15 protein-coding genes are annotated in these 15,874 nt (G+C 62.0%); 6 read left to right on the top strand and 9 right to left on the bottom strand.

Annotation, left to right across the window (positions count from 1 at the left end):
* Positions 1-40: 40 nt before the first annotated feature.
* The 4 genes from leuC (at position 41) to asd (ending at position 4,583) form a co-directional block, all read left to right on the top strand.
* Complete coding sequence (leuC, locus tag RVY79_RS00175) at positions 41-1,504, top strand: 3-isopropylmalate dehydratase large subunit (protein WP_317462028.1); 1,464 nt, start codon at positions 41-43, stop codon at positions 1,502-1,504.
* Positions 1,505-1,506: 2 nt separating this feature from the next.
* Positions 1,507-2,154 carry a 3-isopropylmalate dehydratase small subunit gene (leuD, locus tag RVY79_RS00170; protein ID WP_317462027.1) on the top strand — a complete coding sequence of 216 codons (648 nt, stop codon included), beginning with the start codon at positions 1,507-1,509 and terminating at the stop codon, positions 2,152-2,154.
* A gap of 177 nt (positions 2,155-2,331) precedes the next feature.
* Positions 2,332-3,411 (top strand): 3-isopropylmalate dehydrogenase, encoded by a 1,080-nt coding sequence (gene leuB, locus RVY79_RS00165; protein WP_317462026.1) that lies wholly within the window; start codon positions 2,332-2,334, stop codon positions 3,409-3,411.
* Positions 3,412-3,467: 56 nt separating this feature from the next.
* Entirely contained in the window at positions 3,468-4,583 is a 1,116-nt protein-coding gene (asd, locus tag RVY79_RS00160; protein ID WP_317462025.1) for an aspartate-semialdehyde dehydrogenase, read from the top strand.
* 93 nt (positions 4,584-4,676) lie between these two features.
* On the opposite strand, the gene aceA is transcribed toward asd, so the two are convergent.
* The 8 genes from aceA to RVY79_RS00120 form a co-directional block, all read right to left on the bottom strand.
* Positions 4,677-5,987: an isocitrate lyase gene (aceA, locus tag RVY79_RS00155; protein WP_317462024.1), complete on the bottom strand. Its 1,311-nt coding sequence runs from the start codon at positions 5,985-5,987 to the stop codon at positions 4,677-4,679.
* A 301-nt stretch (positions 5,988-6,288) separates the two neighbouring features.
* Entirely contained in the window at positions 6,289-6,714 is a 426-nt protein-coding gene (locus tag RVY79_RS00150) for a GNAT family N-acetyltransferase (protein WP_317462023.1), read from the bottom strand.
* Positions 6,707-7,900, bottom strand: a complete 1,194-nt coding sequence (locus tag RVY79_RS00145; protein ID WP_317462022.1) for a cupin domain-containing protein — start codon at positions 7,898-7,900, stop codon at positions 6,707-6,709. The genes RVY79_RS00150 and RVY79_RS00145 overlap by 8 nt, the downstream gene beginning before the upstream one ends.
* A gap of 166 nt (positions 7,901-8,066) precedes the next feature.
* Entirely contained in the window at positions 8,067-9,431 is a 1,365-nt protein-coding gene (purB, locus tag RVY79_RS00140) for an adenylosuccinate lyase (RefSeq protein WP_317462021.1), read from the bottom strand.
* Positions 9,432-9,477: 46 nt separating this feature from the next.
* The gene (hflD, locus tag RVY79_RS00135; protein WP_317462020.1) at positions 9,478-10,122 is read right to left on the bottom strand and encodes a high frequency lysogenization protein HflD; all 645 of its coding nucleotides are present in this window, start codon (positions 10,120-10,122) and stop codon (positions 9,478-9,480) included.
* The gene (mnmA, locus tag RVY79_RS00130; protein WP_317462019.1) at positions 10,119-11,273 is read right to left on the bottom strand and encodes a tRNA 2-thiouridine(34) synthase MnmA; all 1,155 of its coding nucleotides are present in this window, start codon (positions 11,271-11,273) and stop codon (positions 10,119-10,121) included. Before mnmA ends, hflD begins: the two co-directional genes overlap by 4 nt.
* 151 nt (positions 11,274-11,424) lie before the next feature.
* Positions 11,425-11,874: an NUDIX hydrolase gene (locus tag RVY79_RS00125; RefSeq protein ID WP_317462018.1), complete on the bottom strand. Its 450-nt coding sequence runs from the start codon at positions 11,872-11,874 to the stop codon at positions 11,425-11,427.
* Positions 11,871-12,464, bottom strand: a complete 594-nt coding sequence (locus RVY79_RS00120; protein ID WP_317462017.1) for a pseudouridine synthase — start codon at positions 12,462-12,464, stop codon at positions 11,871-11,873. Before RVY79_RS00120 ends, RVY79_RS00125 begins: the two co-directional genes overlap by 4 nt.
* Positions 12,465-12,750: 286 nt before the next feature.
* Between RVY79_RS00120 and clpS the strand changes: the two genes are divergently transcribed.
* Together clpS and clpA are read left to right on the top strand one after the other, a co-directional pair.
* Positions 12,751-13,086, top strand: coding sequence for an ATP-dependent Clp protease adapter ClpS (gene clpS, locus RVY79_RS00115; protein WP_243833191.1), 336 nt, complete (start codon positions 12,751-12,753; stop codon positions 13,084-13,086).
* A gap of 111 nt (positions 13,087-13,197) precedes the next feature.
* The gene (gene clpA / locus RVY79_RS00110) at positions 13,198-15,459 is read left to right on the top strand and encodes an ATP-dependent Clp protease ATP-binding subunit ClpA (protein ID WP_317462016.1); all 2,262 of its coding nucleotides are present in this window, start codon (positions 13,198-13,200) and stop codon (positions 15,457-15,459) included.
* Between the two features lie 136 nt (positions 15,460-15,595).
* Here the strand turns inward: clpA and infA are convergent, their stop codons facing one another.
* Positions 15,596-15,814 (bottom strand): translation initiation factor IF-1, encoded by a 219-nt coding sequence (infA, locus tag RVY79_RS00105; RefSeq protein ID WP_011507732.1) that lies wholly within the window; start codon positions 15,812-15,814, stop codon positions 15,596-15,598.
* Positions 15,815-15,874: the final 60 nt, after the last annotated feature.

Genomic DNA, 15,874 nt, shown 5'->3' with positions numbered 1-15,874 from the left:
CAATCTTCCCGGTCGGGGAGGCACGAGTGGAGGAGATTCCATGGCAGGCCAGACTCTTTACGACAAGCTCTGGTCGCGGCACCTGGTAAAGGAACGCGACGATGGCACGGCGTTGATCTACATCGACCGTCACCTGCTGCACGAGGTGACCTCACCCCAGGCCTTCGAAGGGCTGCGTCTCGCCGGGCGCAAGCCATGGCGGTTGGATACCAACCTCGCCACGCCGGACCATAACGTGCCGACCACGCTCAAGGAGCGTGCCGAGGGCAACGCGGGTATCGTCGATCCGGTCTCGCGCATTCAGGTCGAGACGCTGGATGACAATTGCACCAGCTTTGGCATCGAGGAATTCCGCATCAACGACGCGCGCCAGGGAATCGTGCACGTCGTGGGGCCGGAACAGGGCGCCACGCAGCCCGGCATGACGGTCGTCTGCGGCGACTCGCATACCGCCACGCACGGTGCCTTCGGCGCCTTGGCGCACGGCATCGGCACCTCCGAGGTCGAGCACGTGCTGGCGACCCAGTGCCTGATCCAGCGCAAGATGAAGAACATGCAGGTGCGCGTCGAGGGTGAACTGGGCCTCGGCGTGACGGCGAAGGATATCGTGCTGGCGGTGATCGGTAAGATCGGCACGGCTGGCGGCACTGGTTATGCCATCGAGTTCGCCGGTAGCGCGATTCGCGACTTGTCCATGGAAGGCCGCATGACCATCTGTAATATGGCCATCGAAGCCGGTGCACGCGTGGGCCTGGTGGCGGTCGACGAGACCACGGTCGAGTACCTGCGTCGGCGTCCCTTCGCGCCCAGCGAGGAGTACTGGGATGCGGCGGTCGCCGACTGGCGCGATCTGGTCTCCGATGGCGATGCGGATTTCGACAAGGTCATCGAGCTCGATGCCGCCGCGATCGAACCACAGGTCACCTGGGGCACCAGCCCAGAAATGGTCGCGGGCGTCGGCGCACAGGTGCCGGACCCAGCCGCTGCCGGTGACGAGACCGTGCAGCAAGGCGTGTCGCGCGCGCTCGAGTACATGGGGCTTCAGGCGGGGCAGCAGATCACCGATATCCAGCTCGACAAGGTCTTCATCGGCTCGTGCACCAACTCGCGCATCGAGGATCTGCGCGAGGCGGCCAAGGTCGCCAAGGGCCGCAAGGTGGCGGATACCATCCAACTGGCGATGGTCGTGCCTGGTTCGGGGCTGGTCAAGCGCCAGGCCGAAGAGGAAGGGCTGGACAAGATCTTTCTCGAGGCGGGCTTCGAATGGCGTGAGCCGGGGTGCTCCATGTGCTTGGCGATGAACGCCGATAAGCTGGGTGCCGGTGAGCATTGTGCCTCGACCTCGAATCGCAACTTCGAGGGGCGCCAGGGCTATGGTGGCCGCACGCATCTGGTGAGCCCCGCCATGGCGGCGGCGGCGGCCATCGCCGGTCATTTCGTCGATGTGCGCGACTTCGGTGCCGAGCGCGCCGCCAACGACGACAGCCAAGTACAGGAGGCGTGAGCATGCGCAAGTTCGACCGCCATCAGGGCCTCGTGGCGCCCATGGATCGTGCCAACGTGGACACGGACCTGATCATTCCCAAGCAGTTTCTGAAGTCGATCAAGCGTACCGGCTTCGGCCCCAATCTGTTCGACGAGCTGCGCTATCTGGATGAAGGCTATCCAGGGCAAGATGTCGCCAATCGTCCGCTCAATCCGGATTTCGTGCTCAATCAGCCGCGTTACCAGGGAGCCAGCGTGTTGCTGGCGCGCCGCAACTTCGGCTGCGGTAGTTCGCGCGAGCATGCGCCCTGGGCGCTGGAAGATTTCGGCTTCCGCGTGATCATCGCGCCGAGTTTTGCCGATATCTTCTTCAACAATGCCTTCAAGAATGGTTTGTTGCTGATCACCTTCGACGAAGCCACGGTGGATCGCCTGTTCCAGGAAACCGAGGCCGAGGAAGGCTATCGTCTGGATGTCGACCTGGAGAGCCAGCAGGTCACCACGCCCCATGGCGAGACGCTTACCTTCGAGGTCGATGCGTTTCGCAAGCACTGCTTGCTCGAGGGCCTGGACGATATCGGGCTGACGCTCAAGGACGCCGATGCCATTGCGGATTTCGAGCAGCGCCACCGCCAGGCGCGGCCATGGCTGTTCCGCCAGGCCGGATGACGCTGGTGGCCTTCAAATAACAACAACGCTGGACACAACCGATAGGGAGGCCTGGCTCAATGAGTCGGGATGGCAGGGAGCGCCCATCTTCTCGCGGTCGGCGTCGCGGCGCCGGCCGCCCACGAACCATCAGTCACGTCATCCACGATGATGTGTCGAGTAGCGAGAGAGTACGCCATGAGTCGCAAGATTCTCGTTCTGCCGGGCGACGGGATCGGCCCGGAAATCACCCGCGAGGCCGTCAAGATCCTCAACGCGTGCCGCGAGACAGGGCTGGATATCGACCTCGAGGAAGGTCTAGTCGGCGGAGCGGGGATCGACGCCCATGGCGTACCGCTGCCCGATGAGACGCTAGCGAGCGCCAAGGCCGCCGATGCCGTATTGCTGGGCGCTGTGGGTGGCCCGAAGTGGGACAAGATCGAGGATCTGGCCAAGCGGCCCGAGAAAGGCTTGCTGGGCCTGCGCAAACATCTCAACCTGTTCGGCAATCTACGCCCGGCGCTGCTTTATCCGCAGCTGGCCTCGGCCTCGAGCCTCAAGCCCGAGATCGTTGCAGGCTTGGATATCATGATCGTGCGCGAATTGACCGGCGGTATCTACTTCGGCCAGCCGCGCGGCATAGAAGAGCGCGATGGCGAGAAAGTCGGCTTCAATACCTACGTCTACGCCGAGCACGAGATCGAACGCATCGGGCGGGTGGCCTTCGAGATGGCGCGTGCGCGGAGCGGCAAGCTTTGCTCGGTGGACAAGGCCAACGTGCTCGAGGCCACCATCTTGTGGCGCGAGGTCATGGAGCGCCTGGCGCCGGAGTATCCTGACGTCGAGTTGTCGCATATGTACGTCGATAACGCTGCCATGCAACTGGTGCGCGCGCCCAAGCAGTTCGACGTCATCGTTACCGGCAACATGTTCGGTGATATCCTCTCCGATGCGGCGGCGATGCTGACGGGCTCGATCGGGATGTTGCCGTCGGCATCGCTCAACGAACAACGTCAGGGTATGTACGAACCCTGCCATGGCAGTGCGCCGGATATTGCCGGGCAAGGCATCGCCAATCCGTTGGCGACGATCTTGTCCGTGGCCATGATGCTGCGTTATTCCCTTGAGGCACCGGCGCTGGCCGAGCGCATCGAACGCGCCGTGGGATCGGTGCTCGATCAGGGACTGCGTACCGCCGATATCGCCTTCGAGGGCACGACGCCCGTTTCGACCCAGACGATGGGCGATGCCGTGTTGGCGGCATTCCAGGCGCAGTGAGCGCGGCTCACGTATCATGGCCATATGCCCATTCGTAGATTTCAGGAGGACGACACATGCTTAGAGTCGGTTTTGTCGGTTGGCGGGGAATGGTGGGGTCCGTCCTCATGCAACGCATGCGCGAGGATGGCGATTTCGCCGGCCTCGAACCCGTGTTCTTCACCACTTCCCAGGTGGGTCAACCTGGCCCCGACATCGGGGTCGAAGTGCCGCCCCTCAAGGATGCCCGCGATCTGGAGGCCCTCAAGAGCCTCGACGTGGTGGTAACCGCTCAGGGCGGCGATTACACGGAAAGCGTCTACCGTCCGCTTCGCGAAGCCGGTTGGCAGGGTTATTGGATCGACGCTGCTAGCACGCTGCGTATGGCGGACGAGGCGACGATCGTGCTCGATCCGGTCAACCGCCACGTCATCGAGCGCAGTCTCGCCAACGGCGGCAAGACGTTCGTGGGCGGCAATTGCACCGTCAGCCTGATGCTGCTGGGCCTGGGTGGTTTGTTCGAGGCCAACATGGTGGAGTGGATGACCTCCATGACTTACCAGGCCGCGTCGGGCTCGGGGGCCAAGCACATGCGCGAGCTGCTCTCCCAGATGGGCGCCCTGCATGGCGCGGCGTCGTCGGCGCTGGCCGATCCCGGCAGTGCGATCCTGGATATCGACCGTCAGGTGACGCAGGCCATGCGCGGCGGTGATTTTCCCACCGAGCAGTTCGGTGAGCCGCTGGCCGGCAGCCTGCTGCCGTGGATCGACAAGGTGATGGACAACGGCCAGAGCAAGGAAGAGTGGAAAGGCGGGGTCGAGAGTAACAAGATTCTCGCTACCGGAGACTCGCCGATCCCCATCGACGGCTTGTGCGTGCGCATCGGCGCGATGCGTTCGCATAGCCAGGCGTTCACGATCAAGCTCAAGCAGGACGTACCTCTCGACGAGATCGAGGATCGTCTGGCCAAGCACAATCAGTGGGCGAAGGTGATTCCCAATGAAAAGGACGCTACCTTGCAAAGCCTGACACCGGCGGCCGTGACCGGGACGCTGGATGTACCGGTGGGACGCCTGCGCAAGCTGGCCATGGGCGGCGAATACCTCTCCGCCTTTTCGGTGGGCGACCAACTGCTGTGGGGCGCGGCGGAGCCGCTCAAGCGGATGTTGGGCATCCTGCGCGAGCAGCGCTAAATCGTACGCCTTGTAACGACACACATGAAAAAGCAAGACCAAGGGCGCCGCATGGCGCCCTTCGTGTTTTTGAGTTTCGTATCGCGAGGTTAGCTAGAATTGCGCTTCCTCGGTGGAGCCCTTGAGCGCGGTCACCGATGATACGCCACCTTGGATGATGTTGGTCATGTCGTCGAAGTAGCCGGTACCGACTTCCTGCTGATGGGCGACGAAGGTGTAGCCACGTTCGGCCGCCTCGAATTCCGGCTGCTGGACCTTCTCGACATAATGCTTCATGCCTTCACCCTGAGCGTAGGCATGGGCGAGATCGAACATGTTGTACCACATGTTGTGAATGCCGGCTAAGGTGATGAACTGGTAGGTGTAGCCCATGTCGGCCAGGGCCTTCTGGAAGCCGGCGATCTCGGCGTCGTCTAGATTCTTCTTCCAGTTGAACGACGGCGAGCAGTTGTAGGCCAGCAACTGATCGGGGTATTCGCGATGGATCGCATCGGCGAAGCGCTTGGCCTCGGCAAGGTCCGGCTTGGCGGTTTCGCACCAGATTATGTCCGCGAAGGGCGCGTAGGCCAAGCCTCGCGAGATGGCCTGATCGAGGCCGGCATTGACCCGGTAGAAGCCTTCGGCGGTGCGTTCGCCGGTGATAAAGGGCTTGTCGTAATCATCCACGTCGGCGGTGATCAGGTTGGCGGCATTGGCGTCGGTGCGCGCGATGACCAGCGTCGGTGTGCCCGCCACATCGGCGGCCAGACGCGCGGCGACCAGTTTCTGCACGGCTTCCTGGGTGGGCACCAGCACTTTGCCGCCCATGTGGCCGCATTTCTTGACCGCGGCGAGCTGATCCTCGAAATGCACGCCGCTGGCGCCGGCGCGAATCATCGCCGTCATCAGTTCATAGGCGTTGAGCACGCCGCCGAATCCCGCCTCGGCATCGGCGACGATGGGCGCGAAGTAATCGACGAAGTCGGCATCGCCGGGATTGGCGCCCTTCTGCCACTGAATCTGGTCCGCGCGGCGGAAGCTGTTGTTGATGCGTTCGACGACCTTGGGCACCGAATCCACCGGGTAGAGCGACTGGTCGGGGTACATCGACAGGTAGCTGTTGTTGTCGGCGGCGACCTGCCAGCCCGACAGGTAGATCGCCTCGATGCCCGCCTTGACCTGCTGCATGGCCTGGCCGCCGGTCAGCGCACCGAGACAGTTGACGTAGCCCTTGCGGGCGTCGCCGTTGACCAGGCGCCAGAGTTTTTCGGCACCTATCGTGGCGAGCGTATGTGCTTCATTGACGCTACCGCGAAGTCGGACCACCTCCTCGGCGCTATACGGACGCTTGACGTTCTTCCAGCGCGGATTCTCTTTCCAATCCTTTTCCAGTGCGGCGATTTGCTGTTCGCGTGTCTGGGACATCTCGTTTACCTCTTGGTCGTCGTGAGCATTCAGAGCGTGCCCGATAGGGCATTTCACGTTCAGCCGAAGTGCAATCTTTTCCGCTGCGATGCGCGTAATGGCGCGGATGCTGCGCTGCAGTAAAACAAGCGTTTTAAATTCGGCTTTACGAAAAATATGGCGCACTCAAGCGAGGCGAACAATACCTAGTTAGGCGCAGGAAACGTTGTAGTTTGACTACATGACGCCCGAATCACGCGGCACCATGTAGTGTTTTTCCGAGAGGTGAGAAAAGCCCGAGACAACTTATTGAAAAAGAAGGTTATTGAAAATGCAGGCTCATATGGTAATGGGGGATATTGGCATCGAGGAATTCATCGCCATGGGCGATAAAGCCCAGACGTTCGTAGAAGGGGCTCGCATGGGTTTGTGCATCCAGATGCACGGCGTGGTGGCCGGCTTCGCGGGCCGCCACCAGCGTCGCTTCCATCAGATGCAGGCCAAGCCCTTGGCCACGGGCCTCCTCGAGGATCGCGACGCGTCCGATATGGCCGTCCGGCAAGAGACGCGCTGTGCCCACTGGGCGGTCATCGACGTGCAGCAAAAAATGCAGACATTGTGGGTCGCGGCCATCCCATTCTTCCGCCTGGGGGACGTTTTGTTCCTCGATGAATACGACCTTGCGGATCGCGCTGCACTCAGTGCCCAGCGTTTCCCAGTCGCCGCGGGTGATATGCCACTCACGCATCGCCGTCTTCCTGTGTTTCGTCTTGCCAGTGGAGGCTGCCATGATTGACCAGTTCGGCGAGCAGCGTCAGGGCCTGATCGTCCAGGTGTGATGCCAGCGTGGCGGCATGCAGTGGCGTGGTGTCGGCCAGCAGCCGCGCAAGCCCTGGCGGGCAGGCATGGCCGTCGCCATCCGCGAACAACGTGGTGTGGCCGTTATCTTCGTGAAACGCGAAACGCGAGCCCAGAGCGCGTTCCAGGTAGTGTCCCTTCGCCAATGCCTCGGTGATGGCCTCGCTGTCGGTGGGTGCTTCGAGCGGCGCGAGCTGATCGGCATACTTGGGCTGGGTCATGACGCGTCCGAACCATTGCGTCATCTGCGCGGGATCGTCGATTACCGAGAGCATCAAGGTGCGCAGACGTGCGATGGCGTCGTCATCGAGGCGGCCGGCGTGTTCGATGGGGCGCAGGTCCGGGTCGGTGTAGCGCGAGGTCTCGGGCTGCATTTCACCGAGATAGTCGGCGAACGAGGTGATGATCTCGTCGGAGGACGGTGCGCGAAAGCCGATCGAATAGGTCATGCAGTCGGCGCTCTGGCTGACGCCGTGATGGGCGATGCGCGGCGGCAAGTACAGCATGTCGCCGGGCTCGAGCACCCAGTCTTCGTCTGGCGTGACCTCGAAGCGTTCGAGCATGCGCAGGTCGACACCCGAGACGATGGGGGCGTCGTCTGGCTGCTCGCCACCGAGCTGCCAGCGGCGTTGGCCGCTGCCCTGAAGCAGGAAGACATCGTAGCTGTCGACATGGGGGCCGACGCTGCCTTCGGGGGGCGCGTAGCTGACCATGACGTCGTCGAGGCGCCAGCGTGGCAGGAAGTCGAAGGCATCGAGCAGGGCTGCGACCTCGGGCACGTAATGGTCGACGGCCTGAACCAGCAGGGTCCATTCTCGGTCGGGCAGGCGCGCGAAGGTGGCGTCATCGAAAGGCCCGTGGCTGACCTGCCAGGGCTTGTCGGGGCCCTGAGCTTCGACAAGTCGGGCCTCGATGCCGTCTTCGCAGGCCAGGCCGGCGAGTTCCTCCGGTGCAAGCGGCGACTCGAAGTCGGCGAAGGCACCGCGAATCAGCAGCGGTTTTTTTTGCCAGTATTCACGCAGGAACTCGGCGGCGGTTAAACCGCCGAGTATCGCGAGGGGCGTATCGGTTGACATAAGGATATTGGGACTCGAAAGGGATGAGTGAGCAATCGGGCCATAGTGTAAAGTTGGAAGAGCCGGGCTTCGCCCGAAGCTGGAAGAAAAGACTTGATGCCTTGGATGGCGAATTCATGCTGCCTTCCAGCTTCCAGCTTCCAGCTTCCAGCTTCCAGCTTCCAGCTTACAGCCCGCGCGCTTGTTCGGCGGCATTGCCGATATAGGCAGCCGGCGTCAGCGTCTTGAGTTCGGTCTTGATGTCGTCGGGCAGTTCCAGAGTGTCGATGAAGGCCGCGAAGCCGGCCTGATCGACGCGCTTGCCACGCGTCAGCGTCTTGAGCTTCTCGTAGGGTTTCTCGATGCCGTAACGGCGCATCACGGTCTGGATCGGCTCGGCGAGGACTTCCCAGTTCTGGTCGAGGTCCTCGTCGAGGCGGGCCGGGTTGGCTTCCAGCTTGCCGACGCCCTTGAGCGTGGCCTGATAAGCGATCAGACCGTACGCCAGCCCCACGCCGAGATTGCGCAGCACCGTGGAATCGGTCAGGTCGCGCTGCCAGCGAGAAATCGGCAATTTCTCGGCGAGATGGCCAAGCAGGGCGTTGGAGAGCCCGAGATTACCCTCGGAGTTCTCGAAATCGATGGGGTTGACCTTGTGGGGCATGGTCGAGGAGCCGATCTCGCCCTCGACGGTCTTCTGCTTGAAGTAGCCCAGCGAGATATAGCCCCAGACGTCGCGATCGAAGTCGATCAAGATGGTGTTGAAGCGCGCGATGGCGTCGAACAACTCGGCGATGTAGTCGTGCGGTTCGATCTGCGTGGTGTAGGGGTTGAAACTCAGCCCCAGGCCTTCGACGAAGGTGCGGGCGTTGGCTGCCCAGTCGATTTCCGGATAGGTGGTGAAGTGGGCGTTGTAATTGCCGACCGCCCCGTTGATCTTGCCGAGAATCTCGGCAGCCTCGATCTGCTTGAGCTGGCGGCGCAGGCGGTACGCCACGTTGGCCATTTCCTTGCCCAGCGTGGTGGGGCTGGCGGTCTGGCCGTGGGTGCGCGAGAGCATGGGCTGCTCAGCGTGCTCGTGGGCCAGACGCTCGACTGCAGTGACGATCTCGCGCAGCGTGGGCAGCAAGGTGTCGAGGCCACCGCGAAGCATCACGCCGTGGGACAGGTTGTTGATGTCCTCACTAGTGCAGGCGAAATGGATGAACTCGGTGATCGCATGCAGTTCCGGGAAGTCGGCGACCTTTTCCTTCAGGAAGTACTCCACTGCCTTGACGTCATGATTGGTGGTGCGCTCGATCTCCTTGATGCGCTCGGCGTCGGCGACCGAGAACTCACTCACCAGTTGGCCGAGAAAGGCCGTGGCCTGTGCTGAAAGCGGGGGCACTTCGGCAATCTGTGGATGCGCGGCGAGGCGCTCCAGCCAGCGGACTTCGACGGTCACGCGGGCACGGATCAGGCCGTACTCGCTGAAATGCTTGCGCAGGGCTGCGGCCTTGGCGCCATAGCGACCATCGACGGGAGATAATGCGGTGAGAGCGGAAAGTTCCATGGATGTTGTCTTCCGGGTCGTGGATCGAATCGCGCGGCGAGGACCGTCAGCGGTCGTCGAGGGCATTGAGTGATTTCTTGATGGCCTGACGCTGAAACAGCAACTTCCAGCGTCGGCCTCCTTGCTGGTGCCAGAGCAGGGCGAAGCGGACGCCTGTCAACAAGGCGGTACGCACGCGCTCGGGCATCATTCGGCTTTGCAGCAAGCTGGGGTCGCCCTGCACGACGATACGGTAACGAAACGTGGACAGCGTGTCCTGGTAGAGCTGACCGAGGCTGGCAATCACGTTTTCGTGCGTCTCGCCGAAGTGCTCGGCCTGGCCCTGAACGCGCGTCAGGCGCTCTCCCAGCGAGGCTAGCATGGCATCGTCCTTGCGCAGCTTTTGCATCAATAGCACCAAAGAGAAACCGTAGCGCATCACGGCGGGATCATTGCGCTGGCGATTCATCACCCCGCTGAGGGTGTCGATGCCCAGGCGCAGGTTGTTGTGGTGGCCGCCGTAGATAGTCGCGAAGCTTTCCGGGTTGGTCTCCAGTGTGGCATGAATCAGCGTATTCCAGGCGCGTTCGTCGCACTGCCCGGTACGGGCCAGCTCGTCGACCACCGCGGCGGCCTGGAAAACGCCCGCCAGGGCGAGGGCCTGGCGGGTGACGGCGCCTTGTGGTGCGCTTTGGATCGGGGTGGGCGTCATGCGGCGTTGTCTCCTTGGCGCGCGTGTCGGTTCCATGTCTGATGAATGACGCCACCGCCCAGGCAGATGTCATCTTTATAAAGTACCAGCGATTGGCCCGGCGTGACCGCGCGCTGGGGATCGTCGAAAAATGCTTCGACACCGCCGTCTTCGAGCACGCGAATTTGGCAGGCGACGTCCTGCTGACGATAGCGCGTCTTGGCCTGGAGGCGTGCCTCTGGTGCCGGCGGTTGACCGGCGACCCACTCCACGGGCTCGGTGCTCAGGCTGTCGGTGTACAAAAGCGGATGGTGCTTGCCCTGCACGGCGACCAGGACATTGCGCTCAAGGTCCTTGGCAGCCACGTACCAGGGAGCATCGGGATGGTTGGGCAGGCCGCCGATGCCCAGGCCCTGGCGTTGGCCGAGGGTGTAATACATCAGCCCCATATGCTCGCCGATGACCTCGCCCTCGGGCGTTTCGATCGTGCCGGGCTGTGCGGGCAGGTACTGCTTCAGGAAGTCGCCGAAGCGGCGCTCGCCGATGAAGCAGATGCCGGTGGAATCCTTCTTGCGCGCGGTGGCCAGGCCATGGCGCTCGGCGATGGCGCGGACTTCGCTTTTTTCCATCTCGCCGACCGGGAAGAGGGTACGTGCGATGGCGACTTCCGGCACAGCGTGCAGGAAGTAGCTCTGGTCTTTGTTGGCATCCAGGCCCTTGAGCAGGCGCACGCGACCGTCACGCTCACCATTGCGTACGTAATGCCCGGTAGCGATGCGTTCGGCGCCGAGCATTTCGGCGTATTCGAGGAAGACCTTGAACTTGATCTCGCGGTTACAAAGGATATCCGGGTTGGGCGTCCGCCCGGCCTTGTACTCGGCGAGGAAATGTTCGAAGACGTTATCCCAGTACTCGGCGGCGAAGTTCGCGGTATGTAGCCGAATGCCGAGCTTGTCGCACACGGCCTGGGCGTCGGCAAGGTCGTCCTTGGCGGTGCAGTACTCGGTGCCGTCGTCCTCGTCCCAGTTCTTCATGAACAGGCCTTCGACCTCGTAGCCCTGCTCCAGCAGGACGAGGGCGGTCACGGACGAGTCGACGCCGCCGGACATGCCGACGATGACTTTGCACGCGGTAGCGGCCCCCGCGGTGGAGGATTCCGTGGCGTGAGACATGGTCACTCTCGAATGAGTTGAGGATGGATTGATGTTCGGGGCGATATTATACCTGAAACCGGCTTGGTGCTTCGAGCTTGAGCCATCAGCGCTTGTGAATTGAGCCATCAGCGCTTGTGAAGTGAGCCATCAGCGCTTGTGAAGTGAGCCATCAGCGGTCGTGAATCACATCGAGCGGAAACTGGCGGCCGGCGATGGCGTCGCGAATGCGCTTGAGCACCAGCGGGCTGCGCAGACGGTGCGCACGCTCCAGTGCCTCGATTTCGTCGAGCGTGAGCCAATGCGCGGCGACGATGCCACTGTCCAGCGCATTACCCAGATGCGCCAGGGGAATTCCCACGAAGGCGTGGCTGTGAAACGTCACCTCATCGGGGGCGGTATACACATAAAGCCCCAGATAGCCGGTCAACGTGATGTGCCAGGCGGCTTCCTCGCGGGTTTCGCGTTCGGCGGCCTGGGTCAGGCGCTCGCCGGGTTCGAGGTGGCCGGCGGGTTGGTTGAAGAGGCTGAACGGGCCACCCTTGTCTTCCTCGACGAGCAGGTAACGGCCGGCGCGCTCGACGACGCTGGCAACGGTGACGTGGGGTGTCCAACGACTCATCGACGACTCCGGTGGCGCCTGGCCGGCGTAGAGGCCTTGCGGCGCGGGGCATGCAGGGTTTCCTTGCGCCAAGTACCCGGCGCAAGATCGTCGAGGCGCCAGGGGCCGATGGCGACGCGAATCAGGCGCAGCGTGGGGTGGCCGACATGCGCGGTCATACGGCGTACCTGTCGGTTGCGGCCTTCGCTGAGGACGATCTCGAGCCAGATGGTGGGAATGGCCGCGCGGTGGCGTACCGGCGGTTGGCGTGGTGCGATGCCGGGCGCCTCGAGACGCCGCACTTGGGCGGGGCGCGTCGGGCCGTCTTTCAGTGTGACGCCGCTGCGAAGCGCGTGCAGGGCCGCTTCCTCTGGGTCGCCTTCGACCTGAACCCAGTAGGTCTTGGGCTGCTTGTGGTGCGGATGGCTGATGCGATGGGCCAGGGCGCCGTCGTCGGTCAGCAGGAGCAAGCCCTCCGAGTCGTAATCGAGCCGCCCGGCGGGGTATATCTCGGGGATGTCGATGACGTCGGCAAGTGTTGCCCTGCCTTGCGTATCGGTAAACTGCGAGAGCATTTGGTAAGGTTTGTGCAGCAGGTAAAGCGAACTCATGAGTGGTTTCGGACCTTTCGACAAGCGGCGTCTAGGGTCAAAGCCTACTCCGCACTCGGGGCGTGATGCCATACTTACCGGTGTCAGGCGCGGGCTTTTTAGTGGTACCTACCTTGCATCCGGGCCCTGCCGACCGCACATTGAAGAAACCGGAGATAGGCGGCGGTGTTGACCCTAAGAAGCGTCGTCCTGCCTATCCGGCGCGCACTTACGGAAATTTCCATCTATGTTTGAATCAGTAAGCTCATTCGTACTTCGAGCGCCTGATGCGGCGGTCATTCTTGGCATGACGCGACCGCCCGGCGAGGATCCCCACGAAGACCCGGAGGGCGATGTATCGGTCCAATCGGCGGACCCGGAGCTGGCCAAGCCGCCGATGTACAAGGTCGTGCTGCACAACGATGACTTCACTCCCATGGAGTTCGTCGTCGAGGTGTTGCAAACCTTCTTTGCGTTGGAGCGGGAGAAAGCCGTGCAAATCATGCTCGTCGTGCATACCCATGGTAAGGCGACCTGCGGCATCTTCACCCGTGATATCGCGGAAACCAAATGTCATCAAGTCAACGAGTACGCACGCGAATGCGAGCATCCGTTACTGTGCGATATCGACGAGGCGGACTGAGATGGCACTGCTGCGTTAAATCGTGGTCCAAGGTAGCACTTGCATAACCTCTGTTTGTGCCCGATTGTGAAAGTGCCGACAGACGCCATAGGCGGCTAAGAGGGGATTGCCATGTTGAGCAAAGAACTTGAACTCACCCTAAACACGGCTTTTACTGTGGCGCGCTCCAAGCGCCATGAGTTCATGACCGTGGAACACCTGCTGCTGGCGTTGTTGGACAATGCTTCTGCAGCCGATGTGTTGCGAGCCTGCGGCGCCAATCTCGAAAAGCTGCGCGCCGACCTGCAGGACTTCATCAATTCCACCACGCCCTTGATCCCCGACGATCAGGAAGATCGTGAAACGCAGCCCACGCTGGGCTTTCAGCGCGTACTGCAGCGCGCCGTCTTCCATGTGCAATCCTCGGGGAAGTCGGAAGTCACGGGGGCCAACGTCCTGGTCGCGATCTTCTCAGAGCAGGAAAGCCAGGCTGTCTACTTCCTCAAGCAACAGAATGTTGCGCGCGTCGATGCGGTGAATTACATCGCGCATGGCATCTCCAAGGTTGCTGGACATGGTCAGTCTCCCTCCTCGCATGAAAGTGAAGAGGCCGAAGAGGGTGTGTCGGAGGGTAGCCCCCATCCGTTGACGGGCTATGCCACCAACCTCAACGAGCAAGCGCGCCTGGGCAAGATCGATCCGTTGATCGGTCGCGACCATGAGCTAGAGCGCGTGATTCAGATCCTCGCGCGGCGGCGCAAGAACAACCCGCTGCTGGTGGGCGAGGCAGGTGTCGGCAAGACCGCCATCGCCGAAGGCCTGGCCAAGCGAATCGTCGAGGAAGATGTCCCCGATGTGATCAGCGATGGTGTCGTCTACTCGCTGGACATGGGGACCTTGCTGGCCGGCACCAAGTACCGGGGGGACTTCGAGAAGCGGCTCAAGGGGTTGCTGGCCGAGTTGCGCAAACAGCCTAACTCGATCTTGTTCATCGACGAGATTCATACCGTGATCGGTGCCGGCGCAGCATCGGGCGGCGTCATGGATGCCTCCAACCTGCTCAAGCCGCTGTTGTCCTCGGGCGAACTGCGCTGCATCGGCTCGACCACCTTCCAGGAATATCGTGGCATCTTCGAAAAGGATCGTGCCCTGGCGCGGCGCTTCCAGAAAGTCGATGTGCCCGAGCCGACGGTGGACGACACCATTCGCATCCTCAAGGGGCTGCGTGGGCGCTTCGAGGAGCATCATGCGCTCAAGTACACCGATGGCGCGCTGGACAGCGCGGTACGCCTGGCGGATCGCTATATCAACGATCGCTTCCTGCCGGATAAAGCCATCGATGTGATCGACGAGGCGGGCGCGCATCAGCGGTTGTTGCCGCCGGAAATGCGCGTCTCGACCATCGATGTCGACCAGGTCGAAGCGGTGGTGGCCTCTATCGCGCGGATTCCGCCGAAGAGCGTCTCCAGTTCGGACCGCACGTTACTGTCGAACCTCGAACGCGATCTCAAGATGCTGGTGTTCGGACAGGATGAAGCCATTACCAGCCTCTCGGCGGCGATCAAGCTGTCGCGTGCGGGTCTTAAATCGCCCGACAAGCCGGTTGGTAGCTTCCTGTTCTCGGGGCCGACCGGGGTCGGCAAGACGGAGGTGGCACGTCAGCTGTCGCAGCTGATGGGCATCGAGCTGGTGCGCTTCGACATGTCCGAGTACATGGAACGCCACACGGTGTCGCGTCTGATCGGTGCGCCTCCTGGCTATGTGGGATATGACCAAGGTGGCTTGCTGACAGAGGCGATCACCAAGCAGCCACATTGCGTACTGTTGCTCGATGAGATCGAGAAGGCGCACCCCGAGGTCTTCAACCTGCTGCTGCAGGTCATGGACCATGGCCGTTTGACGGACAATAACGGTCGTGAGGCCGACTTCCGTCACGTGATCGTGATTATGACCTCGAACGCCGGGGCCGAGCAGATCGCGCGTCGCTCCATCGGCTTCCAGACCCAGGATCACTCCACGGATGGGATGGAGGTGCTGCGCAAGACATTCTCGCCCGAGTTCCGCAACCGCCTGGATGGCATCATCCAATTCCACGGTCTGGCACCTTCGGTAGTGCGCAACGTGGTCGACAAGTTCCTGGTCGAACTGCAGGCGCAACTCGACGAGAAACGCGTTCAACTGGATGTCGACGAGTCGGCACGTGCCTGGCTTGCCGAGGAGGGCTACGACCCGGAAATGGGCGCACGTCCTATGGCACGTGTCATTCAGGAAAAGCTCAAGAAGCCGCTTGCCGAGATGATCCTGTTCGGCGATCTCGCCGAGCATGGGGGCGTGGTACACGTCACCCTCGAGGAAGGCGAGCTACACTTGGAGACGGAGGCGGCCGTAGTCTGAGCGGCCGCTCAACCCACACCCGTAACGCCGCACGCTTCACGCCCTGTCGTCATGACGGGGCGTTTTTCGTGGCCGCAGTGGCAACAAGCAAACAGCAGCGCATGGGCAAGCAAACGGCGCGTGCCGTGGTAGAAGCTCAGCGGGCGCGGTAGACGATGCGACCCTTGGAGAGATCGTACGGGGTCAGCTCGACCTTGACCTTGTCGCCGGTCAGGATGCGGATATAGTTCTTGCGCATCTTGCCGGAAATGTGTGCCGTCACGACGTGGCCGTTTTCCAGCTCGACTCGGAACATGGTGTTGGGAAGGGTGTCGACCACGACCCCTTCCATTTCAATATGGTCTTCACGTGCCATATTAGGCGTTTCCTCGTATTGCGTTGAAAGCGTCTTCGAAAGTGCGTCACCCTGGACGAC

The sequence above is a fragment of the Chromohalobacter sp. HP20-39 genome (assembly GCF_033052815.1).
In the GTDB taxonomy this organism is placed as follows: domain Bacteria; phylum Pseudomonadota; class Gammaproteobacteria; order Pseudomonadales; family Halomonadaceae; genus Chromohalobacter.
The sequence above is the reverse complement of the archived record's forward strand: the minus strand, read 5'-3'. Positions and strand labels throughout refer to the sequence as shown.